General features: G+C 70.0%; 19 protein-coding genes and 2 pseudogenes. 10 read left to right on the top strand and 11 right to left on the bottom strand.

Annotated elements, in window-relative coordinates:
- Positions 1-17: 17 nt before the first annotated feature.
- From O7621_RS10925 to O7621_RS10915, 3 genes are all read right to left on the bottom strand, one after another.
- Positions 18-383 (bottom strand): NUDIX hydrolase, encoded by a 366-nt coding sequence (locus tag O7621_RS10925; protein ID WP_282233854.1) that lies wholly within the window; start codon positions 381-383, stop codon positions 18-20.
- A 561-nt stretch (positions 384-944) separates the two neighbouring features.
- Positions 945-1,601 carry a hypothetical protein gene (locus tag O7621_RS10920; protein WP_282233853.1) on the bottom strand — a complete coding sequence of 219 codons (657 nt, stop codon included), beginning with the start codon at positions 1,599-1,601 and terminating at the stop codon, positions 945-947.
- A gap of 1,151 nt (positions 1,602-2,752) precedes the next feature.
- On the bottom strand, positions 2,753-3,769 hold the full coding sequence (locus O7621_RS10915) for an aldehyde reductase (RefSeq protein ID WP_282233852.1): 1,017 nt from the start codon (positions 3,767-3,769) through the stop codon (positions 2,753-2,755).
- Positions 3,770-4,530: 761 nt separating this feature from the next.
- Between O7621_RS10915 and O7621_RS10910 the strand changes: the two genes are divergently transcribed.
- Positions 4,531-6,168 (top strand): S8 family serine peptidase, encoded by a 1,638-nt coding sequence (locus tag O7621_RS10910; protein WP_282233851.1) that lies wholly within the window; start codon positions 4,531-4,533, stop codon positions 6,166-6,168.
- Positions 6,169-6,183: 15 nt separating this feature from the next.
- Here the strand turns inward: O7621_RS10910 and O7621_RS10905 are convergent.
- Positions 6,184-6,455, bottom strand: a pseudogene (locus O7621_RS10905) (hypothetical protein); the annotation flags it as partial.
- On the opposite strand from O7621_RS10905, the pseudogene O7621_RS10900 reads away from it, so the two are divergent.
- The 7 genes and pseudogenes from O7621_RS10900 (at position 6,454) to O7621_RS10870 (ending at position 15,667) form a co-directional block, all read left to right on the top strand.
- Positions 6,454-6,832, top strand: a pseudogene (locus O7621_RS10900) (helix-turn-helix domain-containing protein). The pseudogenes O7621_RS10905 and O7621_RS10900 sit on opposite strands and share 2 nt — an antisense overlap.
- Positions 6,833-6,914: 82 nt before the next feature.
- Positions 6,915-8,996 (top strand): serine hydrolase, encoded by a 2,082-nt coding sequence (locus tag O7621_RS10895; protein WP_282233850.1) that lies wholly within the window; start codon positions 6,915-6,917, stop codon positions 8,994-8,996.
- 70 nt (positions 8,997-9,066) lie between these two features.
- The gene (locus tag O7621_RS10890) at positions 9,067-10,326 is read left to right on the top strand and encodes a histidine kinase (RefSeq protein ID WP_282233849.1); all 1,260 of its coding nucleotides are present in this window, start codon (positions 9,067-9,069) and stop codon (positions 10,324-10,326) included.
- A gap of 47 nt (positions 10,327-10,373) precedes the next feature.
- On the top strand, positions 10,374-11,018 hold the full coding sequence (locus tag O7621_RS10885) for a response regulator transcription factor (protein ID WP_282234547.1): 645 nt from the start codon (positions 10,374-10,376) through the stop codon (positions 11,016-11,018).
- 412 nt (positions 11,019-11,430) lie between these two features.
- Positions 11,431-14,004 carry a nitrate- and nitrite sensing domain-containing protein gene (locus O7621_RS10880; protein WP_282233848.1) on the top strand — a complete coding sequence of 858 codons (2,574 nt, stop codon included), beginning with the start codon at positions 11,431-11,433 and terminating at the stop codon, positions 14,002-14,004.
- 38 nt (positions 14,005-14,042) lie between these two features.
- Positions 14,043-14,447, top strand: a complete 405-nt coding sequence (locus O7621_RS10875) for a roadblock/LC7 domain-containing protein (protein ID WP_123603540.1) — start codon at positions 14,043-14,045, stop codon at positions 14,445-14,447.
- A 5-nt stretch (positions 14,448-14,452) separates the two neighbouring features.
- Complete coding sequence (locus O7621_RS10870; RefSeq protein ID WP_282233847.1) at positions 14,453-15,667, top strand: ABC transporter substrate-binding protein; 1,215 nt, start codon at positions 14,453-14,455, stop codon at positions 15,665-15,667.
- A gap of 87 nt (positions 15,668-15,754) precedes the next feature.
- Here the strand turns inward: O7621_RS10870 and O7621_RS10865 are convergent, their stop codons facing one another.
- Positions 15,755-17,119 carry a cellulase family glycosylhydrolase gene (locus tag O7621_RS10865; protein WP_282233846.1) on the bottom strand — a complete coding sequence of 455 codons (1,365 nt, stop codon included), beginning with the start codon at positions 17,117-17,119 and terminating at the stop codon, positions 15,755-15,757.
- 186 nt (positions 17,120-17,305) lie between these two features.
- A complete protein-coding gene (locus tag O7621_RS10860; RefSeq protein WP_282233845.1) occupies positions 17,306-18,331 on the bottom strand; it encodes a LacI family DNA-binding transcriptional regulator in 1,026 nt (341 codons plus the stop codon).
- 222 nt (positions 18,332-18,553) lie between these two features.
- Between O7621_RS10860 and O7621_RS10855 the strand changes: the two genes are divergently transcribed.
- Entirely contained in the window at positions 18,554-19,264 is a 711-nt protein-coding gene (locus O7621_RS10855; RefSeq protein WP_282233844.1) for an aspartate/glutamate racemase family protein, read from the top strand.
- A gap of 73 nt (positions 19,265-19,337) precedes the next feature.
- Here the strand turns inward: O7621_RS10855 and htpG are convergent, their stop codons facing one another.
- Genes htpG through O7621_RS10830 form a run of 5 tightly spaced genes read right to left on the bottom strand, consistent with a single transcriptional unit; the run spans position 19,338 to position 24,429 of the window.
- The gene (htpG, locus tag O7621_RS10850) at positions 19,338-21,191 is read right to left on the bottom strand and encodes a molecular chaperone HtpG (RefSeq protein WP_282234546.1); all 1,854 of its coding nucleotides are present in this window, start codon (positions 21,189-21,191) and stop codon (positions 19,338-19,340) included.
- Positions 21,192-21,225: 34 nt separating this feature from the next.
- Positions 21,226-22,419, bottom strand: a complete 1,194-nt coding sequence (locus tag O7621_RS10845) for an ABC transporter ATP-binding protein (RefSeq protein ID WP_282233843.1) — start codon at positions 22,417-22,419, stop codon at positions 21,226-21,228.
- On the bottom strand, positions 22,416-23,246 hold the full coding sequence (locus tag O7621_RS10840) for an ABC transporter permease (protein WP_282233842.1): 831 nt from the start codon (positions 23,244-23,246) through the stop codon (positions 22,416-22,418). Before O7621_RS10840 ends, O7621_RS10845 begins: the two co-directional genes overlap by 4 nt.
- The gene (modA, locus tag O7621_RS10835) at positions 23,243-24,037 is read right to left on the bottom strand and encodes a molybdate ABC transporter substrate-binding protein (protein ID WP_282233841.1); all 795 of its coding nucleotides are present in this window, start codon (positions 24,035-24,037) and stop codon (positions 23,243-23,245) included. Before modA ends, O7621_RS10840 begins: the two co-directional genes overlap by 4 nt.
- Positions 24,037-24,429, bottom strand: a complete 393-nt coding sequence (locus O7621_RS10830; protein ID WP_282233840.1) for a helix-turn-helix domain-containing protein — start codon at positions 24,427-24,429, stop codon at positions 24,037-24,039. The genes modA and O7621_RS10830 overlap by 1 nt, the downstream gene beginning before the upstream one ends.
- Positions 24,430-24,581: 152 nt before the next feature.
- Between O7621_RS10830 and O7621_RS10825 the strand changes: the two genes are divergently transcribed.
- Positions 24,582-26,474, top strand: coding sequence for an ABC transporter ATP-binding protein (locus O7621_RS10825; protein ID WP_282233839.1), 1,893 nt, complete (start codon positions 24,582-24,584; stop codon positions 26,472-26,474).
- The last annotated feature ends 34 nt before the right edge of the window (positions 26,475-26,508 follow it).

Here is a 26,508-nt window from a genome sequence, read left to right as displayed (position 1 = left end):
AAGCTGTCCTCAGCGGTTCAGCCTCCCGGCAGGCCGAACGCCAGCACGTGCAGCAGTCCGACGATCGATCCGGAACCCAGGATCTCGTTCCGGTCGAGTAGCTGCCGAATGCTGGTGAGTGGCACCCACGCAACCTCGCCGGTTTCGTCGGACACGGCGGGCCGGCCGACGAACGTCGCCTCCCTGGCGTAGTAGACGTCGTGCGGCGAGTCGACCATGCCGACCATCGGCTGGTACGAGATCAGCCGACGCATCGCGTTCGGCCGCCAGCCGGTCTCCTCTTCGACCTCGCGTGCCACGGCCGTCTCCGGGCTCTCGCCCTCGTCGACGATCCCACCGGGAAGCTCCAGCCCCACTGGTCCGACACGAAGCGGTGCCGCCACAGCATCAGCACCTGATCGTGATCATTGACGACGACGCCGATGGTGGCGCGGAACAGCCGTACGACATGGTGCTCGAACCGCTCGCCGCCGGGAGGACTGGACGTCAACCAGGTCGAGGCTAATCCAGGGCCGGCGCTCGTACACGGCCCGTCGTCCAACACGTGCCAGCGATGGGCGTCGGCCTGCTCAGGACTGCGGTCGCCGCCAGTCCGGCCCAGCAACGGCCGTTCGTCACCCGTCGCCTTACCCATGCCGGCCAGACTATCCATACAGCCCGAGAGAAGTGCAGCCCTCTCAGCCACACCGCCCGGGCTGCCGCCGACTCGACCGCCCGGCTCGGGTTCCTCCGAGGAATCCCATGGCGCTTCCGGAGACCTGATGCCACAGGTGCATCTTGATGCACCTGTGGCATCAGACTCAACCAGTACCCCAGCCCAAAGGGGCGGCATTGTGCACACGGGATAGAGGCGCACGTCGCCGGCCCACCCCGGAGACTAATGACAGCCGCGTCCCGCGAACCCATGATGACGATCGATGCCGGCACAGGAGTGTCGTCGCCCTCTACTGCAGAGCCCTGACTTCATCTCCATCGCGCCACCGATTCTTGGAATCCGGACTTTCTTTGGGATCCGACCCGTCGCGCGAATCATTGACAACCTCACTGACCCGCTTGTCGAGAAGTCTGGTGACCGAGTACTGGGCGCCCCCGAAAGCGGCGCTCCAGCCAAGGATCTGTGCCCCTGTGTCGAGCTGCGTCAGCCCAGGAACGAACTCTCCCCGAACAAATATTATCCCAATAAAAGCGGATAGTGCACCAACCGGCAGCTTGAGAACAGTCGAGGCGAGCGACAGGTCGTAGGGCACCGCCGACTCGCGGATTTTGGCTAGCATTGCAATGCCCACAAGAACGGCACCCATGAAGCCGTACACCAGAACCAAAAGGACGTCGATACGGTCCGGCTCAGTCTGTGGATCGTCCGCTGGGACTTGACGCTCGGGGCCCTGTCCCGTCGTCGCCCTGTCATGCGGACAGACCAGATCGTCCGGATAGCCGAAGCAGAGACTGAGCGTTTCCGGGGCACAGGCACCCCAAACGGCAAGCGCGACAACGGTGGCCGTAGTCAACATTGTCGCGGACCACATTGCATTCCTCAGTCTCCGGATACGTGAGTAATACTTGTTCATCGCCAGATGCACGCCGACCAGGACGGCCTTCATGGCGCACCGGAGCTCCTCCGGTTGGCTTCCCCCTACCAGCCACCGCCCACATCGAGAGGATTGCCGCCGTAGCTCGACGACACGACAGTCGTCCGCCTTCAGACGACCTTTGGCCAACTCCAGGACGGACGGCAGCCAGCCCTGTAGATCCTTTGTATCGAGCATCTCCAGGATCAACAACTCGGCGGCCTGGATACTGAGCCATGCACACTCCATGGTTCCCTTGAGAATTCCGCGACGCCTGGCCGCACTCCGGGCCTTTCTAAGAGACTCGTATACGCTATGGAGTGACGCTCGCCTCATGTCGGCACAGTCCCTGACACGGATAAGTGCGGCCATGCTTTCGAGATAGTCAGCGCGCGCTAGAACGTTCTGACGCCATGTGGCACCAAAGAGGAATCCACGCAGCGATGGCCCCTCCGCCACTCTCGGCGGTTGGGGACACTCCCGCCTTCTCGCCCTCGATGCCATGATGCGACGGTATGCGCTCAGGAGGTATGTCCGGACGAAGTTCTCCAAACCCTGTGACGCATGCGCCCGATGGTGTCCCTGGAGTCTCTCTCCCTTAGCCCTTGGCTCTTCTGGGAGGCGGAAAACTGCTGCCAAGAGAACCGGTAGTGGCTTATGGTGCGGATGATGTAATCAGCTTCCGCTGTGACACGACGGCGAATGCTGACTCTCGGCACGAGAGCCGTAGTCATCGTGGTCACCCTGACCGGGTGGCGGTGGTGGCGCCTGCGGTCGCCGTACGGGCCGGAGGTGTTGAACGCGACCGCGACGCTGCGGCTGGTCGACCAGGCGACTGCGGACGCCGCCTTCGACGGTCAACAGTTGGTCGTTCCCTCCGACGGCGCCCAGGTCTTCCTCGGCCAGGTCAGGTGGACGCCGCCATCACAGCCGAAACCCGGCGCGATGCTCATCATCGCGGTGCTCGACAAACGGACCCGCACCCTGCCCGGGATCATCTCCACCAGGTCGAATAGACCGGACCAGGTCGGATCAGGCCCTCCGGCGACGTCCTCCTCGTCTCGTCGGGCGACGCCACGCCGGTCACGTACTCCTTCGTCCTGCACCCGGCACATCCGCAGACCCGCCGGAGTTCGCGATCGCGTCCGCTCCCGCCGCCGTCGACGACCTGATGGTCGCCCTGATCAGCGTCGGATCAGGCTGTTCGCCATGTCGATGACGGCTTCCTCAGCCGGCCGAGGCTGCCAGCCCAACATTCGACGAGCCTTCTCGCTCGACGCCTCGCGTACCGCACCGAGCTCAGGCAGCACGAACGCGATCCGCGGGCTGAACCTGGCGGCGAGACGCACCGCCCAGTCCGGCAGTACCCGCGTCGAGACCCGGTCAGCCCCGTCACCGAGCCGGGTACGCAGCAACACCGCGATGTCCTGCATCGACATGGTGCCGGCGCTGGCCAGGAACCGCTCGCCGGCCGCCGCCGGATCGGTCATCGCCCGTACGTGCAGGTCCGCGACGTCCCGTACGTCGACCACACCGATGTGGATCCGGGCCAGGACGGGCTGGCGGCCGGTCAGCATCCGGTCGATCTGATCTGACCACAGGGACCGGTCCGGCCCGAGGGCCGGACCGAAGATTCCGACCGGATTCACCACCGCCAGCTCCATGCCTTGGCCGTCCTTACGCACGAAGTCCCAGGCGGCGCGTTCGGCGAGCAGCTTCGACTTCGCGTACGCGGAGACCTGCCCCTGTTCCGGATCGGTCCAGTCCTGTTCGGTGAACAGCCGCTTGTCTGCCGGGTGGCCGTACTTCACCGTCACGATCGACGACGTCAGCACCGTACGTTTGACGCCGGCCGTACGTGCCGCGCCCAGCACCCGCAGCACCCCGTCGCGTGCCGGCCCGATGAGTTCGTTCTCGTCGCGGGGCTCGGCCAGCGGCACCGGAGAGGCGACGTGGAGTACGTAGTCGCATCCGGCCACCGCCTCGGCCCAGCCGTCGTCGGTAGTGAGGTCGGCCACGGCGAAGCTGAGCGCGTCACCCGGTTCCGTTCCCCCCACCTGCAGCATCGTGCGTAGGTCGGCGGCACGACCCGCCGAACGCACCGTGGTACGCACCCGGTACCCCTGCAGCAGCAGCCGTACGACACAGTGCGCCCCGACGAAGCCGGAGCCTCCTGTCACCAGCACCTGCTCGCCACTCATTGCCGACTCCCGACACCACTCGCGCTGTGAACGGGCATGGCGCCCCGCCCCGGACTGCGCCGAAGGTACCGGTGACACCTATGTCTGCGACCGGGCTGGGCCGATGTTCTCGGGCTTGCGACAGCACCGGTGGTCGCGGGATCGACGGATCACCTATCCTGCTGAGCTGCTGGTGCCCGCAGCCGGCGGCCCACCCCGCTCTCGCCGACCACCCCGGCGGCCCCGTGGCCCGGCAGTCCCGAGAGGGATGCACGACTGGTGAAGATCGACCCGTGCGCCGTTTGGCAACGTGAGAGCAATCACGTGGGCAGTCGCTTCTTTCGATCCTGTGAACAGGCCCTGGCCACCCCGCCTTCTTAACATAGTTCATTCACGTTTCAAATAGTCTTGGCATTGGCTAACGCCGACACCCGTGCTCTCATTGCAGTAGACGGGGCTCGAGCACTCTGTCCGGCCACAGCGCCCGGTGATCCCGGCAGCTGAGGAGCCGGGCAAGCCGTCGATTCACCGGTAGTCCATGCGTCACCGCGCCCAGGAGGCCAGTTTCTCCTATGTCCAGACTGCACCGATACCGTCGCCAGGCATTCACGACAGCCGCAACTTCCGCACTTCTGGTAGTTTTCGGCGCCACCCCTGCGATGGCACAACCGACGACTTCCCTCGCTCCCCTTCGACCTGCCGAGAATGGTACGCCTAATGGTGGCTACATTGTCGTTCTCAAGGACCAGCCGCTCACTGGCGGCGCGGCTAACGACCCTGTGGTGGTCGCCGAGCGGGTTGGTGGCCGGGAGGTCCACCCGTACGCGACGGTGCTGAACGGATTTTCCGCGAAGCTCGACACCGACGCCCTTGAGGCGGTGCGCGCCAACCCGAACGTCGAGTACGTCCAGGCCGACGCGGTGATCCAGGCCGTCGAGCCCGTGGTGACCGGCGGTGGCGCGACCACCCAGCCCAACCCCCCGTCATGGGGTCTGGACCGCGTCGACCAGCGGAGCCTCCCGCTCGACCAGGAGTTCAGCTACGACACCGACGGTACCGGGACCACCGTGTTCGTCCTGGACAGCGGGATCCGGACCACGCACGACGATTTCGGCACCCGGGCGCAGTGGGCCTACGACGCCGTCAACGACGGCAACAGTCCGGGCGACTGCCACGGCCACGGCACGCACGTCGCCGGCACTGTCGGTGGCGCCACGTACGGCGTCGCCAAGGACGTGCAGATCCGCGACGTGCGGGTGTTGGACTGCTTCAACTTCGGCAGTAGCGCGGACCTCATCGAGGGCATCGACTGGGTGGCGACGAACGCACCGCCGCGCTCGGTGGCGAATCTCAGCCTGCAGAACTACGGCAGCGTGGTGAACACGGCCGCCCAGAACATGATCGACGCCGGGGTGCTGGCGGTGTTCGCGGCGGGCAACAACAACAGCGACGCCTGCAACAACAACCCTCGGTCGGCGGACGGCATCGTGGTGGGCGCGACCACCATCACCGACGGCCGGTGGTCCAGCTCCAACTACGGCTCCTGCATCGACGTCTTCGCTCCGGGCAACAACATCACCTCGGCCGGCAACAGCAGCGACAGCGCGGTCGCCTCCAACTGGTCGGGCACCTCGATGGCCGCTCCGCACGTGACCGGCTGGGTGGCCCGCTATCTGGAGGCCAACCCGAGCGCGACGATGGCCCAGGCCAAGGCGGCGCTGCTGAGCGCCGCGACCAGCAACGTGCTGACCGGCATCGGCACCGGGTCGCCGAACCTGCTGCTGTACGCCGACCCGGGTAGCACTGTGACCGACACCGTCGCGCCGTCGACCCCCGGCACCCCGGTGGCGTCGGGCGTGACCGCGACCTCGGCCACGCTCACCTGGACCGCGTCGACCGACAACGTCGGGGTGGTCGGCTATGAGATCGAGCGGGCCACCGGCGGCGGTGGGTTCGCGCCGGCCGGCACCTCGGCGACGAACTCGTTCGCGGCGACCGGGCTGACCCCGGGGACCAGCTACCAGTTCCGGGTACGGGCTGAGGACGCGGCCGGCAACCTGTCGTCGTTCTCGTCGGCGGTCACCGTCAACACCCCGACGGGGGCGGGCACCTGCCAGGTCTCCTACGCGATCAACAGCGGTGGCTCCACGTTCACCAGCAACATCGTCATCACGAACACCGGCACCAGCACGATCAACGGCTGGACCCTGGCCTTCACCCTGCCCAGTGGGCACTCGTTCGGCAGCGGGTGGTCCGCCACCTACGGTACGAGCGGCCAGGACGTCACCGCGACCTCGTTGACGTGGAACTCGACGCTGCTGCCGCAGGGCACGGCGAGCATCGGGTTCAACGGCAACGGTTCCGGGACCGCGGAGCCGACCGCGTTCACCTTGAACGGAACGCCCTGCACCGTCGTCTGACGACGGGCCGGACCGTCACCTGACAACTGAACGGTCAGGTTGATCAGCTGGTTCAGCGGGTCGGGCACCGGAGACACCGGCGTCCGGCCCGCTGACGTCGTCGCCACCGCCGCCGATGGCGTCGCCGGTTCCGCTGGTGCTGTGCAGGCTCCAGATGATCGACACCCTGATGGTGGCGACGATGACCCCGAGGGTGACCGGGATGGGCAGCTTGCCGACCGGGGTCTCGGAGAGGATGAGGCGTTCGCCGTCCAGACGATGAACGTACTGGTGCTGATGGCCAGGATGCCGCGCGTGTCGGTGCCAGCGTCAGCCAAGCCCGGCGCGCGGCCACCCATCCAGGGCTGGACCTTCCTCACGAACCATGCGCACGTGCTGCTGGCCGTCGCCCGGGTCCCGACGCTACGGCTGCGCGACGTGGCCGCATCCGTCCCGGATCACCGAACGCGCGGCCCAGAGCATCGTGGCCGAACTGGAACCCGCCGGCTACCTGCGCCGTACCCGGGTCGGCCGCCGTAACCAGTACACCGTCGACCCGACCGGGCACTTCCGACACCCTGCCGCAGCCAACCGGCAGATCGGTGACCTGCTGGACCTGTTCATCCGGCAATCAGATCGACCCGGGCCGGAGCAGGCACGGCCCGATCCGCCTACCGGAGGCTGATCCGACCTCCTACAAAGGTCGTAAGTCGAATGTGGCCCTGCGCCAGATGGCCTGACCGCGCCGCCACAGCAGGCTGTTGTGCATGATCCAGAGCAATCCGTCAGAGCAGACCGGGTACCGGTCGCACCTGCCCCGGCCCACCGGCCGACTGCGGCGCGTCGGCGCCGCCCTGGCGATCGCGGTCGCCGTCGGCGCAGGCGCCGGCGCAGGCGTCGCCGGGCGCGACGCGGGCGCCGCCGCACCGGACCCGACCCCGACAGCCACCACCCCGGCCGACGGCACCCCGGCCGCCGCCGTCGAACCAGCCCCGCTGGACGGCGGTGACGTCGACGCCTGGCTCGACGACGTGCTCCCGGCCGCGCTGGAGCGTAATGACATCGCCGGGGCCACCGTCGCCGTCGTCCACGACGGCAAGATCGTCACCACTCGGGGGTACGGCCACGCCGACACCGGCACCGGCGATACAGCGGTGCCGGTCGATCCGGAGCAGCACCTGTTCCGGATCGGCTCGGTGTCGAAACTCGCCACCGCCACCGCCGTCATGCAACTCGTTCAGGACGGCCGTCTCGACCTCGACACCGACATCGACCGCTACCTCGACTTCGACCTCCCCCGCAGCTTCGACGAGCCGATCACCCTGCGGCACCTGCTGACCCACACCCCCGGCTTCGAGGAGCGGATCGCCGGCCTGATCGGGCAGGAAGGCACCCCGGCCGATCTGCGTGAGGCGCTGGTCACCGACCCGCCGGAGCAGATCTTCCGGCCGGGCACCGTGCCGGCGTACTCCAACTACGGCAACTCGCTGGCCGGCTACATCGTCGAACGGGTCAGCGGCGTCCCGTTCGAGGAGTACGTCCAGCGCAACATCTTCGACCGGCTCGGCATGACGTCGTCGTCCTTCGTCCAGCCGCTGCCCGCGCCGCTGGCCGGCCGCATGTCGCAGGGGTACGCCACCGCGTCCGCCCCGGCCGGCGCGTTCGAGATCGTCAGCACCCCGCCAGCCGGGGCGATGAGCGCCTCCGCCCCGGACATGGCCCGGTTCATGCTCGCCCACCTGGGTGAACCGGTCGGAGACCGGCCGTTGCTTGACGCGGCGACGCTCGAGTTGATGCACCAGCCGGCGCTGGACTCCTCGTCACTCGGTACGCTCGCCGCCGGCCCCCGGATGACCCTCGGGTTCTTCGACGAGAGCCGCAACGGCCGGCGGATCATCGGGCACGGCGGCGACACCCTGTACTTCCACAGCCACTTGCAGGTCTACCCGGAGGAAGGCGCCGGCTTCTTCGTCTCGCTGAACAGCACCGGCACGTCGGCGCTGGCCAACCACGAGCTGCGGCTGACCCTGACCGAGCAGTTCGCCGACCGCTACTTCCCGGCGGTGACGCCGGCAGCAGGTGCGGCGGCAGCGGTGTCCAACGCGCCGGCCGGCTCGGCCGAGCGGGCCGCGATGGCCGCCGGCACGTACGAAAGCTCCCGCACCGTACGGAGCAACTTCCTGACCCTGATCGGCCTGACCGGGCGGACCACGGTGAGCGTCCGTGACGACGGTCGGCTGCTGTTCGAGCCGCGTCCGCTGTCCGATTCCGCCGCCGTCTACGAGGAGATCGAGCCGTGGGTGTGGCGTGAGGTGGGCGGCCAGCACACCATGGCGGTGCGGGCGGCCGGCGGCAGGGTGGAGGCGATCGGCTTCGACTCCGCGTTCGCGCTGCTGCCGGTCGAGCCGGCCCGTGGCACCGTCCTGGCCCTCGGCGTGATCGGGGCGTCGGCAGTGGTCCTGCTGCTCACCGTCCTCGCCTGGCCGGTCGGGGCGATCGGCCGGCGGGTCCTGCGCCGGGCGCCACGCGACCGGGCCGGGCGCACCGCGCGGGTGTTGAGCCGGGTCGCCGTCGGCAGTGCCCTGCTGGCGCTCGCCAGCTGGACGGTGTGTCTGGTGCTGGTCATGGGCCTGGCGGATCTCTCCGCTGCCTCGCTGCGCACCGTGCAGCTGTTCCAGCTGATCGGCCTGCTCGGGATGGTCCCGGCCGCGGTCCGCCTGGTCGACGACGTCCGCCGTCGGGTCGGCTGGTCGCGCACCGCCGGCAGCACCCTGGTTTTGTTGGCCCTCGCCGGTACGGGATGGTTCGCTATCGAGTTCATGCTGCTCGCGCCGGACATCTCCTACTGACCGGTGCGAGCTGCCCGGCCCGAGGCCGGCCGGACCGCCCGTCGCGGCCCGCCCCGACCTGGAACAGAGGATGCTGTACACGATGTACGACCACATCGAGGACCGGCCGTTCGTCCGTGACTGTCTACTCGCGGCCGGCGTCGCCGCGCTGACGTTCACGATGCTGGCGGCAGTGTTCTGGGTGGTGACGCCGCCGAACGAGTTCGCGCTCACCGGGGCGCGGGAGTGGCTGCTGGTCTGTCTCGCCGTCGGGCAGGCGCTGCTGCTGTGCCTGCGCCGGGTCCACCCACTGCTCTGCCTCGCCGCCGTCGTCGGCGTCCAGGTCGTGATGATCGCGTCGTCTCCACCGGACGCGACGATCCGGGGATTCGCACCGTTCGTCGTGGCGTACACCATCGGGGGTCTGCAGCCGGCCCGGCGGTCGTTCGCGCTGCTCGGCGCGGCGGTGGCGGTCGAGGTGGCGGCGGCGGTCGGCACCGCCGCGGTGAGCACGCCGGGCCTGTTGCTGCCGGCGGTCGGCCCGGCCGGGTCAAGCGCGCTGTCCTACCTCGGCGGCGCGTTCGTCGGCAGCTACGTCGCCACCCGCCGACGCTACGTGCGGTTGCTCCGTCAGCAGGCCGCCGAGTCGGTCCGGACCCAGCAGGCGAAGGTACGGGCGGCGATCGGTGTGGAACGCACCCAGATGGCTCGGGAGCTGCACGACGTCGCCGCGCATCACCTGTCCGGCATGGTGGTGCAGGCGGCGGCGGTGCAGCAGTTGATCGACCGGGATCCGGCCGCAGCGAAGGAGGGGGTGGCCTGGATCCGGACGCAGGGCAAGGCGACGTTGGACAATCTGCGGTTGGTTGTCGGGGTACTGCGTGCCGGCCCGGCGGACCCGGCCGACGGCGCCGGTCCGGGACGGGACGGCGAGGGCGCCGTTCCGGTGCCCGGACTGGCCGTGCTCGACGAACTTGTCCGCACCGCCCGGGGCCTGGGTACGCCGGTCGAGTTCAGCGTCAACGGGCCGCCCCGGCCGGTGTCGCCGATCGCCGACGTCGCGCTCTACCGCACGGCGCAGGAGGCGCTGTCCAACGCCCGGCAGCACGCGCCGGGCGCGCCGGTCCAGGTCACGCTGCGTTACCTGTCGCGTGAGGTGTCGCTGGCGGTGGTGAACGCCCCGCCGGCCCGACACCCGGAGCCGGCGGTACGGACCAGCAGCGGTGTCGGGCTGGACGGCATGCGGGAACGGGCCCAGCTGATCGGTGCCCGGCTCGCGGCCGGGCCGACCACCGACGGCGGCTGGTCGGTCGCGGTGATGCTGACGGACAACGGAGGTGAGCGGTCGTGACCAGGGCGGAAGCCGGGGCTGATGCCGGTGCCGGGACGATCCGGGTGATGCTTGTGGACGATCAGGCGGTGGTACGGGCCGGTTTCCGGGTGCTGCTGGAGCAGGCCGCCGACATCGAGGTGGTGGCGGAGGCGTCGAGCGGGTCGTCGGCGGTCACCACCGCCCGGCGGCTGCGTCCCGACGTGGTCTGCATGGACGTACGGATGCCCGGCGGCGACGGGCTCACCGCGACCCGGCAGATCCTCGCCGACGCGGCCGGGTCGCCGCCAGCGGTCTTGGTGGTGACCACATTCGACCTCGACGAGTACGTCTTCGGCGCGCTCGAAGCCGGGGCCAGCGGATTCATCCTCAAGGACTGCGAGCCCGAGGACCTGATCGACGCGATCCGCCGGCTGGGGGCCGGCTACGGTCTGGTCGACCAGACGGTGACCCGCCGGGTGATCGCCGAGTTCGCCCGGCGACGTCCGGCGGCACCGCCTGAGTCGGCAGCCGCGCAGCAGCTGACCCCCCGGGAGGCGGAGATCGTCCGGCTGCTCGCCAGGGGCCTGTCCAACAACGAGATCGCCGACGAGCTGTTCATCGAGACCAGCACCGTCAAGTCGCATCTGGGGCGGGCGATGGCGAAGATCGGGGTACGGGACCGGCTGCAGACCGTGGTGTGGGCGTACCAGAACGGACTGGTCCCGCACTGACGCCGGTGGGCAGGACGCCCGCACCCGCAGGCCGGACATCCGCCGCCGTCCGATGTCGAGGGTGAGCGCCTGCCACGAACCGACGACCGGACTGTTCGCCCTGCCCACCTGCGGCATCGTAGGACCTACCGGCAGGCACCGAGGTACAAGATCGCAGCCAGCACGTAATCACCCGTACGGCCAATCGATCTATCGATCAGTGGAGGCGGACATCAGCCGTTGCGCGTCGCGGAGGTGACCAGCGCGTCAATCCGCGCCAGCAGCAGACCAGGAGTCTAGAAGGTGTCATCAACGCCATGGTAGGAATGCGCCCTGACATGGGTAGACGAGCCGTTTGGGCCCTCGCCCCATCCTTACCTGGCGCCTGCGGTGGCCGACGTCGACAACGCAAACGCAAGAGGACGGAGTTCGCGTGACACGGGCCTTGTCAGCAGGCGCGGCGCACACCCGCTCCGGTGACCACCGTCGCCGGTGGTTGACCCGCGGCAGCATCGTCCGCCTGCTCCGGCTCCTGGTGGCCGTACCGCTGGTCGCCGTCATCGGATTCGCCGGCATCGCCCTGCAGGGCACCGTCCGGCAGGTGATCAACACGAACCGGGTCACCGACCTGGTACAGCTCTCCGCAGAGGCGGGCACGCTCGCCCGCGCGTTGCAGGCTGAGCGGGTGGTCGCCGCCGTGGAACTGACCGCAGACCGGGAGACTGCCAGCGACAGCTACGCGCAGCAGGTCGCCCGGACCGACGCGGCGATCGCCACGTTCCAGCAGCGACGGACCGAGGTGACCGGGGACAACCCCGTCCTACGCCGCGTCGACGCCGGGCTGGACGCGCTGACCACCGTTCGCGAACAGGTCCGCTCCAGCCCACGCGTGTCGCTGTCGGCGATCGCCTTCAGCTACCGGATCCTCATCGCCGACCTGCTCGCCTTCCGCACCTCGGTGGTCGCCGAGAACTCGGCGGCCACCGCCGACCTGGTCCGGGCGGCGGTCGCGGTGTCGGAGGCGAGCGAGGCGATCGGGCAGCAGCAGATCATCGTGCTGCGCAGTCTCGGCAGCCCGCTGACCGCCGCAGGCCAGCAGGAGAGCGCCGGCGCGCAGGCCCGGTTCGTCGAGGCCAGCAACTCGTTCCTCGAGTTGGCCGAGCAGGAATGGGTGGTGCGCTGGGAGCAGATCGGCACCGACCCGCAGGTCGTCGCCGGTCAGCGCCTGCAGGACCAGGTGGGGCGGACCCTGCCCGGCGAGCGGTTCGGGATCAACGCGGACGCCTGGGTCGAGGCCACCGAGGGGTGGATCGGTCAGCTGTTCGGGATTCAACGCCAGATGGACGCCGCAGTGGCCGACGCAGTGGCGGCCGAGCGGCAGCAGCGGCTCTACGCTGCGGTGTTGCAAGGTGTCGGCATCCTCCTCGTACTGGTCCTCACCGCGGCGCTCACCGGTGTGGTGGCCCGCCGGATCACCAAGCGGCTCCGCAGCCTCCGCAACATCGTGACCACCGTGGCGTACGACCGGCTGCCGGCCGTGGTCCGGGAACTCGACGCCGCCGCGCCCGGCACCGTACAGCCCGACGAGGTCGCCGACCGGTCGGTGTCGGAGTTCCCGATCACCGGCACCGACGAGATCGCCGAGGTGGCGACCGCGACCCGCGCATTGCATCGCGAGGCGGTACGGGTCGCCGGCGTACAGGCGGTACTGCGGGCCAACGTCTCGGAGATCTTCGTCCACCTGTCCCGACGCGAGCAGCGGCTGGTCGACGCGATGCTGGCCCAGGTCGACCGGGTGGAGCGCGACGAGACCGACCCGGACCGCCTCGAACAGCTCTACCAACTTGACCACCTCGCCACCCGGATGGCACGGATCAACCAGAGCCTGCTGGTGCTCGGTGGTTCCGGCATCTCCCGGGTACGGCGGGAAGCGGTGCCGCTGGACAACGTGATCCAGGCCGCGCTCTCCCAGATCGAGCACTACACCCGGGTACGGATCGGCACGGTCGACCGGGAACTGTCCGTCGCCGGCGCGGCCGTCGACGAGGTGGCGCACCTGCTCGCCGAACTGCTGGACAACGCGACGAGGTACTCGCCGCCGGAGACCGAGGTGATGGTCACCGGGCACGCGCTGTCCGATCGGGCCATCGTCGAGGTGGTGGACCAGGGGGTCGGGCTCTCCGAACAGCGGTGTGCCCAGCTCAGCGCCCAGCTCGCCAACCCTGGGACGGTGGACGTGTCGGGCGTACGGGCGATGGGTCTCAGCGTCGTCGCCCGGCTGGCCGCCCGGCACGGCGTCCGGGTCGAGCTACGTCCCGGATCATCCGGTGGCACGGTCGCCGAGATCATGATGCCCGCCTCGGTCATCACCCGCCGGCCGGTGCAGAATCCCGAGTCGACGCCAGCCCTCACCGGGCATGCCCGGCCGTCGCTGGTCGGCGGTCGGCCGACCGTACCGGCGGCCTTCGGCGGCGATCGGCCGGTGATCAACGCCGGCCGGGCCACGGTGAATGCGCCTGCGCCGCTGTTCCGCCCGGCACCCGCACCCGAGTCGGCACCGGCACCGCCGCCCGCGCCGTCACCCCCACCCCCGCCGGTGCCGGCAGTGGCATCCGCGTCGGCGTCCGTACCCGCCCCCACGCGGCCGGTGTCCGCCCCACCGACGGCCGCAGCAGCGGGAACGGCGGTGGCCGAGGCCCGGCGTTCGGTCAACGGCTGGTTCAAGACGGCGATGGACGGCGACTCGGTGATCGTCACCTGGCCGAACGACGAAGGTGAACGGTGGACAGCTGCCACGACCGCAGTCACCACCGCCGCGACCACCACCGCCACGAGCGCAGCCGACCAGGTCGGGTTGCCGCGCCGCGTACCGCAGCACCACCTGATCCCCGACGCGCCGCAGCCCGCATCCGACGCGCCCCGCAAGCTCGACCCGGGCGCCGTGTCGGCGGCGATGTCGGCCTACGCCAAGGGCGTGGCCGGGCGTCGCGCCCCCACCTCCGCCTGACGTCGACCCTCCCACCTCTCGCGACCTGGAGCGCCACCGTGACGAGCCCGAACGATCTGAGCTGGCTGTTGCAGAACTTCGTCAGTCAGACCCCAGAGGTCAGCCATGCCCTTGCCATCTCGACCGACGGGCTGGTCCTCGCGCACAACTACGGCCTGCCCCGGGACCGGGCCGACCAGCTCGCCGCCACCGGCAGCGGCCTCATCGCCCTGCTCGTCGGGGCGGCCCGTTTCTTCGAGGCGGGAACGGTGATTTCCAACGTGACCCAGATGGACGGCGGATTCATGTTCTGCATGTCGTTCAGCGACGGGGCGTCGCTGCTCGTACTCGCCTCCCCCACCTGCGACGTCGGCCAGGTCTCGTATGAGATGACCGACCTGGCGAACCGGATGGGCGAGGCGCTCACCCCGGCGGTCCGTGCCGAACTGCTGCGGGCCCTGTGATCGGCATGCGACGCCCGACCTGGTGGACACGCCGCCCCGCCGCCGCCCGTCATCGGCTGCTCGCCGCCGGCCTGACCGGCGTCCTGGCCGTCAGCACCGCCGGATGCTTCGGCGGATCGGGCGAAACGCCGCAGCTCATCAAGGTCGGCATGCTCGCCAACATCGACGGCCAGCTCGAAGCACCCGGTGACGAGCTACGCGACGGGTTCCAGCTCTACCTGGACATGCACGATGGCCAGCTCGGCGGCCACCCGGCCGAAATGGTCATCGGCGACGAGGGGTACGAGAGCGCAGTGGCCGTCGAGTCGGCCACCCGGCTGCTGGAGCAGGACGGCGTCTCCGCGATCACCGGCATCATCAACGGCGGAAACGTCACCGCCATCCTGCCGCTGATCAACGAACACAAGGTGCCGCTCGTCGGCGGGCTGGGCCGGCCCGAGCTGGACGACGTGACGTACGTCTGGCACACCAACCTGCTCTCCGAAGAGCCCGGCGTCGCCATGGCACCGTTCGTCAAGCAGGAGGTCGGCAACGGCCGCGTGTACGCCATCGGGCCGGACTTCCAGGGTGGCCGCGACGAGCTGCGCGGCTTCGTCGACACCTTCAAGTCGCTCGGTGGCCGGATCGCCAACCCCACCGGGCAGGCCGTCTTCTCCCCGTTCCCGGGCACCACCGACTTCGGGCCGTACCTCGACGAGATCGCCCAGACCGGTGCCGACGCGATCTACTGCTTCTTCGACGCCCAGAGCGCCATCTCCTTCGTCCAGCAGTACGCCGAGTCGGACGTCGCCGACCTGCCGCTCTACGCGGCGGGCTTCGTGACCGAACCGGCGAGCCTCGATGCGCAGGGCACTGCGGCGGAAGGAATCTACAACGGGCTGAACTACTCCCCCGACCTGGACAACGCGGCCAACCGGGAGTTCGTCGCCGCCTGGAACGCCACCTACCCCGGCCGGACCCCCACCTCGATCGTGATGGCGTCGTACGACGCGGCGGCCGTGCTGGACCGGGCGATCACCGCGGCCGGGGTCAACCCGACACCGGCGGAGATCAACACGGCGATCGCCGGGCTGGGGCAGCTCACCAGCCCGCGCGGGCCCTGGCAGTTCGCCAAGACCACCCACGCCCCGATCCAGAAGTGGTACCTGCGCCAGGTCCGCCGCGACGGCCGGGCACTGGCCAACGTGGTGGTGTCCGAGCTGACCACGCTCGGCGGCTGAGCTGGTGGGTCGGGGACGACTGTCGTCCCCGACCCACCAGCTCCTAGTGGCCAGGCTGCACGTCAGGCCGCGTGCCGCGCTGTTGTGTCAGGCCGCGGCGCAGGTCAGCGTCGGAACGCTGTTGGTGCCGTTCCAGGACCCGATGAAGCCGAACGTCGTGCCGGCCCCGGCGCCGAGGCTGCCGTTGTAGCTGACATTGCGGGCAGTCACGTTGGACCCGCTGTTGGTGACGGTAGCGTTCCAGGCCTGATTGACGGTCTGGCCGTCGGCGAAGCTCCAGGTCACCACCCAGCCGCTGATCGCCGAACTGCCGGCGGTGACCCGGACGTCACCCTGGAAACCACCCGGCCACTGGCCGACGACCCGGTAGCTGGCAGTGCAGGCTCCGCCGCCGGGCGGGGCAGTGGTCGGCGGGGCAGTCGTCGGCGGCGCCGTCGTCGGCGGGGCAGTCGTCGGCGGGGCAGTCGTCGGCGGCGTACCGCCGAAGATGCTGGCCTCCTGGGAGGTGGAGCTGATGCCATTCGGTCCGTTGAAGATCCGCTCACCCCAGGTGGTCATCTGGTTCGGGTCGAAGTTGAGCACCATGTCGAGGATCGGGTCGGTGTTGCCGCTCCACGACCAGCCGAGGTAGCCGAGGCCACGGGCCTGCGCCTCAGCCAGGATCGTGTCGTGGTCCACCTCGCCGGAGTTGAACTGCCAGCCGAACTCGCCGATCACCAGCGGCCACCCGTTGGCCTCGAAGTCGTCGAGATAACTCACGATCGACGAGGCGCTGCTGTAGACCGCGTACATGTGGATCGACAGCACGGTATTGCCGTGGCTGTCCGCGTCCAGCACCGTCTGGGCGTCGGCCCGCATGACGTTCTGCCAGTCCTGGCCCCAGTTCGGCGCGTCGACCATCAGCAGGTGTTCGAAGCCGTTGGCCCGCATCCGTCCGATGGCGTCGACCGTGGCGGCGGTCCACTGGCCGGCGTCGACGTTGCCGATCGGCTCGTTGCCGATGTTGATGACGACGTAGTTCTCCTCGCCGACCAGCGCGCTCTTCTGGCTGATCCAGTAGTCGACGGCCTGGTCGAGCGAGGCGGCGGCACCTTCCTCGCCGTACCCGGTGGTGTCGTGCACCTCGAGCACGCAGATCATCCGGTTCCGCTTGCACAGGTCGATCACGTCGGCGACGTCGTTGGACGGACCCCAGCGCTGGCCGCTGCCCAGCACCACCCGTACGGTGTTGGCACCGAGCGCCTTGATGTCGGCGAACGAGTCGGTCTCGCCGGTGTACCAGACGTGCGGGTGGTTGACCCCGCGCATGATGAACGGCTGGCCGTTGGCCTCGACGATGTCGGTGCCGCTGATGTGCAGGCCGACGGCCGCGCTGGCCGGCCGCACGACGAGCAGGATCGACGCGACGAAGGTAATCAGGGCAGCGCCGAGGACAAAGAGTCTTCTTCTCATGACCTACCTCAGGTTGAGCCCGGGAAGTCCCGGGGCGAGGCGCGCCTGCCCGAGCGCACGGACCCGGAGCGGGGGCGTGCGCGGCGCGCTGTTGCAACGTTTGTAAACCGGGGGTACGAGGACCGGCTCGGCGCTCTACGGTGTGCCAACAAGCTACGTCCGCACCCCGGCCGGAGGCAATAGCTATCAGTCGATGCGTTTCGACGCGTCGGACGGCGGGGCGGTCGAGGCGCGGACCACCAGCGTCGGGCGGAACCCGATCTCCCGGTGAACGTGCCCCGGCCTGGCCTCGTCCATCAGCAGTTCGGCGGCGGCCCGGCCCAGCCGATACTTCGGCTGGCTGACCGTGGTCAACGCAGGCGCCAGCCGGCGGGCGAACGGCAGGTCGTCGTAGCCGACGACCGAGATGTCCGCCGGCACCCGGACACCGGCTGCGGCAAACCCGTCCAGCAGGCCCAGCGCCGCCGTGTCGTTGAGACAGACCACCGCGGTCACCGGCGGGGTCGCGGCGAGAATCAGCGCCGACGCCGAGGCGGCGGCTTCGACCAGCGGCGGCGGATGCAGCGGTACGCGGACGTCCAGCAACCCCGTCGCCGGGTCGAGACCGGCGGCGGCCAGCGCCCTGCGTACGCCGTCGCGACGGCGGGCCACCGGCCCGGCGTCCCGGGTGCCGCCGAGGAACGCGATCCTGCGGTGCCCCAGCCCGACCAGATGCTCACCGGCCAGCCGGCCACCGGCGACGTCGTCGACCGCGACCGCGCACAAATCAAGCCCTGCGCGCGGATGGTCGATCAGCACGACCGCCATCCCGTGCTGGCTCATCCACAACAGCGGCGCCGGGTCCGCACCGACCGGCGCGATGATGACGCCCCGTACGGCCTGGGTCTGCAGCAGTTTCAGCAGCTGCCGCTCCTTGGTTGGGCGCAGGTCTGTGCTGCAGGCCAGCACCAGACAGCCGTGCTCGGCGAGCTCGTCCTCGATGCCCCGGTTGACCTCGGCGTAGAACGGGTTGGCCAGGTCAAGGGTGACGCTGGCGACGATCGGGCTGGGCCGGCCGCGCAGCTGCCGGGCCGGACCGTTCGGCACATAGCCGACGGACTCGATGACGGCCTCCACCCGGCGGCGGGTCGCCGGCGCGACGATCGACGGTCGGCTCAGCACGTTGGCCACGGTGGAGACCGATACGCCAGCAGCCCGAGCGACCTCACGCATGCCGATCCGCCGTACCGGTACGTCCCTGGGCACCACGGTCCCTCCCGCCCGTCGCTGGGTCATCGCAGGTGGCACGCCTGATGTTCGGACAGCTGCCGGTAGTCCGCGAAAGATGAGTCCACAATAGTCAATACCCGGACGTCCGCGACAGCCGCCAACCGGGTCGATGTCCGCCGACGAATATCCGCCCGGTACCCGGGCACCCGGTGGCACGATGGCAGCATGATGACGATCGGCATGCTCGGCGGCATGAGCTGGGAAAGCAGCGCACACTACTACCGGCTCGCCAACGAGCTGGTCCGTGACCGGCTGGGTGGGCACCATTCGGCACGGTGCGTGCTCTACTCGGTCGACTTCGCCGACATCGAACGACGGCAGGCGGTCGGCGAGTGGGACGAAGCCGCCGACCTGCTCGCTGACGCGGCCCGGCGGGTCGAAGCGGCCGGCGCCGACCTGCTGCTGCTGTGCACCAACACCATGCACAAGGTCGCCGACCAGGTCGCCGCCGCGATCGACATCCCGTTGCTGCACATCGCCGACGTCACCGCTGACGCGGTCCGCAGCCACGGGCTGCACACGGTCGGTCTGCTCGGCACCGCCTTCACCATGGAGCAGGACTTCCTACGTAACCGGCTGGCCGGCCACGGCCTGACCGTCCTGGTGCCCGACGCCGCAGACCGCAAGATGGTCCACTCGGTCATCTACGACGAGCTGTGCCTCGGAGTGGTCAGCGAGTCGTCCCGGGCCAGGTACCTCAAGGTGATCGAGCGGCTGATCGCCGCCGGCGCGCAGGGCGTGGTGCTCGGCTGCACCGAGATCGAGCTGCTGGTCCGTCAGGAGGACACCCCGCTGCTGCTCTTCCCGACCAGCCGGCTGCACGTCGCCGCCGCCGTCGACCAGGCGATCGCCGCCGAAGCGACGATCACCGCCTGAGCCGTGGCGGTCCCGTCCGGCGGGCGTCCCCCGGCGGGCATCTACCCACCGGGGGACCCCGACGTGCGGCGGTTCAGACGGTACGGGCCAGTCGGTCGGCGAGCAGCTTGGCGAACCGGGCCGGGTCGTCGAGTTCACCGCCCTCGGCGAGCAGCGCGGTGCCGTACAGCAGCTCGGCGGTCTCGGCCAGCGCCGGATCGTCGGCGCGGGCACCGTACGCCTCACGCAGCCCGGTGACCAGTGGGTGGGTCGGGTTCAGCTCCAGAATCCGCTTGATCTTCGGCCCGTCCTGGCCCATCGCCCGGTACATCCGTTCCAGCGCCGGGGTCATGTCCGCGGCGTCGCCGACCAGGCAGGCCGGCGAGGTGGTCAGCCGGGTGGAGAGCCGTACCTCCTTGACCTGCTCGTCGAGCGTCTTGCCCAACCAGGACAGCAGCGGAGCGTACGTTTCCTTCTGCTGTTCCCGCTCCGGGTCGGACTCGGCGGTGTCGTCGTCGCCGGCCAGGTCGACCTGGCCCTTGGCGATCGACCGCAGCTTCTTGCCGTCGTAGTCTGCGACCGACTCGACCCACATCTCGTCGACCGGGTCGGTGAGCAGCAGGACCTCGTACCCCTTGGCCTTGAACGCCTCCATGTGCGGGGAGTTCTCAATCATCGTGCGGGACTCGCCGGTCATGTAGTAAATGTCCTCCTGACCGTCCTTCATCCGCTCGATGTACCCGGCCAGAGTGGTCAGCTGCTCCGGATCGTGAGTCGAGGCGAACGACGAGATGTCCAGGATCGCCCGCTGGTTCTCGTAGTCGTTGAGCAGGCCTTCCTTCACCGCTCGGCCGAGTTGGGTCCAGAACGTGCGGTACCGGTCGGCGTCGTTGTCCATCAGCTCCTTCAGCGAGGAGAGCACCTTTTTCACCAGCCGGCGCCGGATCAATTGGATCTGCCGGTCCTGCTGCAGGATCTCCCGGCTGATGTTCAACGAAAGGTCCTGCGCGTCGACGACACCCTTGATGAACCGCAGGTACTCCGGGATCAGCGCCTCGCAGTCGTCCATGATGAATACGCGTTTGACGTACAGCTGCACGCCGCGCCGGGCGTCCCGCATGAACAGGTCGAACGGCGCCTGCGCCGGCACGAACAGCAACGCCTCGTACTCGAAGGTGCCTTCGGCCTTCATGTGGATGATGTCGAGCGGATCGTTCCAGTCGTGGCTGACGTGCTTGTAGAACTCTTTGTACTCGTCGTCGGTGACCTCGGAACGGGGCCGCGCCCACAGCGCCTTCATCGAATTGAGGGTGACCACCTCGCTGGTGGTCTCACCGTCGGATTCACCGGGACGCTCGGTGGTGGAGCGGATCGGCCAGGCGATGAAGTCCGAGTACCGCTTGACAATCTCCCGGATCTTCCACTCTTCGGTGTAGTCGTGCAGTTGGTCGTCCTTGTCCTCGGGCTTGAGGTGCAGGGTGACCGTGGTGCCCTGGGGCGCCTCGTCGAGCGTCTCGATGGTGTAGGTGCCCTCGCCGGACGACTCCCAGCGGGTCGCCTCGGTCTCCCCGGCCCGCCGGGTGGTCAGGACGACCCGGTCGGCGACCATGAAGGTGGCGTAGAAGCCGACGCCGAACTGCCCGATCAGCTCCTGCGCGGCGGCTTCCTTGGATTCCTTCATCTTGCGCAGCAGCTCGGCGGTGCCGGACTTGGCGATGGTGCCGATCAGGCTGACCACCTCGTCCCGCGACATGCCGATGCCGTTGTCCCGCACGGTGAGAGTGCGCTGTTCGCGGTCGGCCTCAACCTCGATGTGCAGGTCCGACGTGTCGACGTCGAGATCCTTGTCGACCAACGCCTGCAAGCGCAGTTTGTCCAGCGCGTCGGAGGCGTTCGAGATCAACTCGCGAAGGAAGATGTCCTTGTTCGAGTAGATCGAATGAACCATCAGCTGCAAGAGCTGGCGTGCCTCGGCCTGGAACTCACGCGTCTCGACCCCGGTGCTCACCTGGATTCCCTCCTGGAGACGAATTGCCGTCGGAAGCCTGGCTTCCACCGAGAATCGTACGGTCCGGGTCGGCCGGGTAGCTGACCACCTCGGTCGCCTTGAGTGTCGCCCACACCCGCTCGCCGCGACGCAGGTCGAGGTGCGCGGCCGCCGCCGCGGTGACGTCCGCTCCGACCGGTAACGGCCCGGCCAGCTCGACCCGCAGCCGGTCGCCGTTGCGGGCGACACTGCTGACGGTCGCCGGCCACGAGTTGCGCGGGCTGCCGTCCGGACGCTGCCGGTAGAGCGCCACCGCCGACGGCGGGAACGCCACGAACACGTCGCCGCGCTGCGGCTCGGCGGCGACCAGCCGAAAGCCGCCGGACAGCGTGACGGTGACACCGTCCCCGCTGCCCCGGTAGAGGTTGAGCCCGACCAGCCGGGCCACGTAGTCGCTGCGCGGGCGGGCGGTCACGGTGGCCGCGTCCCCCGACTGCACCAGCCGGCCGTCCTCGACGATCACCAGCCGGTCGGCAAGCATCATCGCGTCCAACGGGTCGTGGCTGACCAGCACGGCGACACCGGTGTGCGCGGCGAGGTGCTGCCGCAGGTGGGCGCGGGTCTCCGCCCGGGTCCGGGCGTCGAGTGCGGCGAGCGGCTCGTCGAGCAGCAGCAGTTGCGGGCGTACGGCGAGCGCCCGGGCCAACGCGACCCGCTGCGCCTGCCCGCCGGACAGTTCCCGGGGCCGGCGTCGGGCGTGTCCGGTCAGCCCGACCCGGTCCAGCCAGCCAGCCGCCGCGTCCCGCGCGACGCGACGCGGCACGCCGTGGCTACGCGGCCCGAACGCCACATTGTCCAGTGCGCTCAGGTGCGGGAACAGCAGATAGTCCTGGAAGACCACACCGATCGGCCGGTGCTCCGGTGCCACCAGCAACCCCGTGTCCGGCTGGTCCAGTACCCGGTCGCCGAGGCGCAGGTGGCCGGCGTGCAGCGGCTGCAGTCCGGCGAGGGCCCGCAACGCCGTGGTCTTGCCGGCGCCGTTGGGCCCGAGCAGCGCGACCACCTCCCCAGCGGCGACGGTCAGCCGCAGGTCGAGGGTGAACCCGGTGCGGCGGACCACCAGATGTGCGTCGAGCGCCGCCGCCGGCCCTGGGCCGGGGCCGGGGCCGGCCCGTCGCTGCGTGGTCACCGCAGACCACCGACCCAGCGCTCCCGCAGCCCGGCGAGAATCACCACTGACACAGTGAGCAGCAGCAGGCTCAGCACGATCGCGGCGTCGAAGTCCTGCTCCAGGGCGAGGTAGACGGCGAGCGGCATGGTCTGCGTACGGCCGGGGAAGTTGCCGGCGAAGGTGATGGTGGCGCCGAACTCGCCGAGCGCCCGCGCCCAGCACAGCACCGAACCGGCGGCGATCCCGGGGGCGACGATCGGCAGGGTGACCCGGCGAAACGTGGTCCACCGGCTGGCCCCGAGGGTGGTGGCGGCCTCCTCGTACCGGGGGTCGGCGCCACGCAGCGCGCCCTCGACCGCGATGATCAGGAACGGCATGGCGACGAACGCTTCGGCGAGCACGACGGCGGTGGTGGTGAACGGCAGGGTCACCCCGAATGCGCTGTCCAGCCAGCCGCCAACCAGGCCGCGCCGGCCGTAGACGAGCAGCAGCGCGACGCCGCCGACCACCGGCGGCAGCACCAGCGGCACGGTGACCAGGGCGCGGATCAGGCCCCGGCCGGGAAACCGGGTGCGGGCCAGCAACCAGGCAAGCGGTACGCCGAGCAGCAGGCACAGCGCGGTGGCGGCAGTGGCGGTGAGCAGCGACAGCCGCAGCGCGTCGAGGACGCCGGGCGCGGTGAGCCGGGCCGGCAGCTGCGCCCACGGGGTACGCAGCAGCAGGCCGGCCAGCGGTAGCGTCAGGAAGGCCAGTCCGGCCAGGGCGGGCAGGGCGAGGAAGACCGGCGGCCGCCGGTCGGTGCGGCGACGTCGCCGGCTGACGGCGGGCGGCGCGGGCGTGGTCACGGACGCTGGAAGCCGGCGTCGGTCAGGTCGGCCTGGCCGGCGGCGGAGCGGACGTACCCGACGAAGGCCTCCCCGGCCTGCGGGTTGGTGGCGGCGGCCAGGGTGACGATCGGGTAGTCGTTGATCGCCTGGGCGGACTCGGCGAACTCGACGGCGTCGACCTCGTCGGCGGCGACGGCTGCGTCGGTGCGGTAGACGACGGCGGCGTCGACCTCGCCGAGGCGGACCTTGGACAGGGCGGCGCGGACGTCCCGTTCGAAGGTGACCGGGACGAGGTCGCTGCCGGCGGCGTCGAGGGCGGTACGGGCGGCCGCCCCGCATGGCACCTGCTCGGCGCAGAGGGCGACCTTGACGCCGGACCTGGTGAGGTCGGCCAGCCCGGTGACGCCGGCCGGGTTGCCGTCCGGCACCGCGATGACCAGCTGGTTGCGGGCGAAAACGGCCGGTTCGCTGGCTGCCTCGCCTGCGGAGACGACCGTTGCCATGGTGGCCGGGCTGGCGGCGGCGAACACGTCGGCGGGTGCCCCGGCGGTGATCTGCTGGGCGAGCTGGGAGCTGCCGGCGAAGCTGAAGGTGACGGACACACCGGGGTTGGCCGCCTCGAAGTCGGCCCCGATCCGGGTGAACGCGTCGGTCAGCGAGGCGGCGGCCAGCACGGTGAGTGCGCCGGTGACGCCGGGTACGGCGTCGTCCCGGGCACCGTCGGAAACCGGTCCGGTGCCGGTAGCGCAGCCGGCGGCCAGCAACGCGGTGGCGGCCACCAGGGCGAGGGTGTTCGCGCGGCGGCGCATCAGTTGCCCCGTTCGACGACGACGTTGGTGGACTTGACCACGGCGGTGGCGGTGGTGCCGACGGTCAGGCCGAGTTCGTCGACGGCTTCGCTGCTCATCAGCGAGACAATCCGGAACGGGCCCGCCTGGATGTCGACCTGGGCCATCACGGTGTCACGGGTGACCGCGGTGACGATGCCGCGCATCCGGTTACGGGCCGACGACCGACCGACGCCCTCGTCGGGGTCGTCGGCGAGGGTGCGGGCGAACGCCGCCAGATCGACGCCGGCGATCATCCGGTGACCGTTGCCGTCCCGGGCAGCGGCGAGTTTTCCGGCGTCCACCCAGCGCCGCACGGTGTCGACGCTCACGCCGAGCAGTTCGGCGGCGTCGCCGATCCGGTAGGTCGTCACGAAACAGACGTTATCCTCTCGCACCTGCGATTTGAAGGACCGTTTCACCTTGCAGATGCGAGACCAATGGTGGCACCTGGCTGCGTTCAGGCAGCGCCCCGCCAGCAACCGCCCGGGGTCAGGCCGGATCGGCCCGTGGTCCACTTGATGGTGTGACCGTCGCGCAGACCGCCGAACCCCCCGTCGCCGACCGCCGATTGCCCCGGCTCCGCCTGCTCTGGTCGTTCGCCCGGCCGCACCGCCGCGCGCTGGGCCTCGGCCTGTTCCTCGCCCTGGTCGGCTCCGCCGCCGGCCTCGCCACGCCCATGGTCACCAAATGGGTGCTGGACACCCTGACCGGGGCGGCGTCGCTGCGCGGCCCGGTGCTCGCGCTGCTCGGTCTGCTCGTCCTGGGTGTGGTGATCTGGCTGTGGCAGTGGATCCTGCTCGGCACCGTCGGTGAACGGGTGATCCTCGACGCCCGCCAGTCGATGGTGCGCCGACTGTTCCGGGCCACCGTGCCGGCCGTCACCGCCCGGCCCACCGGCGAGTTCGTCACCCGGGTCACCTCGGACACGGTGCTGCTGCGCGAAGCCGCCTCGTCGAGCGTGATCGGCCTGATCAACGGCTCGGTGAGGCTGGTCGGCACTCTGGTGCTTATGGCAGTGCTCGACCTGGTGCTGCTCGGCGCCACCGTCGCCTCGGTGGCCGGGATGACCGTCCTGTTCAGCCTGTTGCTGCCGGGCATCGCCAAGGCGCGCGAACGCGCCCAGGAGCACGTCGGCAAGTTGGGTGCGGCACTGGAGGGCACGTTACGGGCGATCCGCACGGTCAAGGTGAGCCGGGCCGAGCAGCGCCAGTCGGAGCGGATCGTCGGCGAGGCCCGCGAGTCGGCCCGGCAGAGCATCGCGGCCATCCGCCGCGAAGCCCTCGCCTGGACAGTCGCCTGGGCCGGCATCCAGTTGGCAATCATCACGATCCTCGGTCTCGGCGCCTGGCGGGTCGGCACCGGCGCGCTGCCGGTCTCCAGCCTGATCGCGTTTCTGCTGTACGCGTTCGGGCTGATGGAGCCGGTCACCACGCTGAGCCGGCACCTCACCGCGCTGCAGTCCGGGATCGCCGCGGCCGGTCGAATCCGGCAGGTCGAGGCGATGCCGGCCGAGGCCGACCCGGCCGTTATCCCGGCACCGGGGACAAGCCCGGAGCCGGCTGCCCGCCGGGCGGGTCGGGCGACCGACGACACCGACCGGCCCGTACTGGAACTGCGGCAGGTCACCGCCGGCTACGGACCCGACCTACCGGCCGCGGTACGCGACATCGACCTCGCCGTGCCACGCCGTGGGCACCTGGCCATCGTCGGCCCCTCCGGCGCCGGCAAGACCACCCTCTTCTCCCTGATCCTGCGGTTCCTCGTACCGCAGCGGGGCGAACTGCTGCTCGACGGTCGACCGTACCCGTCGCTGGGCCACGAGCAGGTCCGGAGCCGGTTGGCGTACGTCGAGCAGGACACCCCGGTGATCCCCGGCACCATCCGGGAGAACCTGCTGTTCACCCATCCGGACGCCACCGACGGGGAAATCCACCGCGCGCTGCACGCGGTCCGGCTGACCGAGAAGATCGACTCGCTCGGCGACGGGCTGGACACCCTGCTCACTCCGTCGTCGATGTCCGGCGGGCAGCGGCAGCGGATCGCGCTGGCCCGGGCGATCCTGCGGCGGCCGGACGTCCTGCTGCTCGACGAGGCGACAGCCCAGGTCGACGGACTCACCGAGGCGGCCATCCACGACTGCATCCGGGAGCAGGCCGGCAACGGCGCGGTGGTCACCATCGCGCACCGGCTCTCCACCGTCATCGACGCCGACACCATCGTGGTGATGGACAGCGGGCGGATCCGGGCGTACGGCGACCACCGGACACTGTTGGCCACCGACGAGCTGTACCGCGACCTGGTGGAGGCGCTGCGGATCGCCCAGGCCGGCGGAGCGGCGGACGGTGACCGCGACGGCGGGTCTGCGGACGGTGACCGCGCCGGCACCGGGGAGCTGGTGCCGAGCGACGTGGGCTGACCCGACGCCGGAAGCGACCGACGACGCCGTCGGG

Source organism: Solwaraspora sp. WMMD937, assembly GCF_029581175.1.
Taxonomy (GTDB): Bacteria; Actinomycetota; Actinomycetes; order Mycobacteriales; family Micromonosporaceae; genus Micromonospora_E.
Note: the sequence above shows the minus strand (reverse complement) of the source record. Positions and strands in the feature narration are given on the sequence as shown.

What these genes read in the sequence shown, in the direction of transcription:
- O7621_RS10920 (WP_282233853.1), bottom strand. Translation starts at nt 1,601, where the DNA reads ATGAAGGCCGTCCTGGTCGGCGTGCATCTGGCGATGAACAAGTATTAC.
- O7621_RS10915 (WP_282233852.1), bottom strand. Translation starts at nt 3,769, where the DNA reads ATGAGTGGCGAGCAGGTGCTGGTGACAGGAGGCTCCGGCTTCGTCGGG.
- O7621_RS10895 (WP_282233850.1), top strand. Translation starts at nt 6,915, where the DNA reads ATGATCCAGAGCAATCCGTCAGAGCAGACCGGGTACCGGTCGCACCTG.
- O7621_RS10890 (WP_282233849.1), top strand. Translation starts at nt 9,067, where the DNA reads ATGCTGTACACGATGTACGACCACATCGAGGACCGGCCGTTCGTCCGT.
- O7621_RS10885 (WP_282234547.1), top strand. Translation starts at nt 10,374, where the DNA reads ATGCTTGTGGACGATCAGGCGGTGGTACGGGCCGGTTTCCGGGTGCTG.
- O7621_RS10870 (WP_282233847.1), top strand. Translation starts at nt 14,453, where the DNA reads ATGCGACGCCCGACCTGGTGGACACGCCGCCCCGCCGCCGCCCGTCAT.
- O7621_RS10865 (WP_282233846.1), bottom strand. Translation starts at nt 17,119, where the DNA reads ATGAGAAGAAGACTCTTTGTCCTCGGCGCTGCCCTGATTACCTTCGTC.
- O7621_RS10860 (WP_282233845.1), bottom strand. Translation starts at nt 18,331, where the DNA reads ATGCGTGAGGTCGCTCGGGCTGCTGGCGTATCGGTCTCCACCGTGGCC.
- O7621_RS10855 (WP_282233844.1), top strand. Translation starts at nt 18,554, where the DNA reads ATGATGACGATCGGCATGCTCGGCGGCATGAGCTGGGAAAGCAGCGCA.
- htpG (WP_282234546.1), bottom strand. Translation starts at nt 21,191, where the DNA reads ATGGTTCATTCGATCTACTCGAACAAGGACATCTTCCTTCGCGAGTTG.
- modA (WP_282233841.1), bottom strand. Translation starts at nt 24,037, where the DNA reads ATGCGCCGCCGCGCGAACACCCTCGCCCTGGTGGCCGCCACCGCGTTG.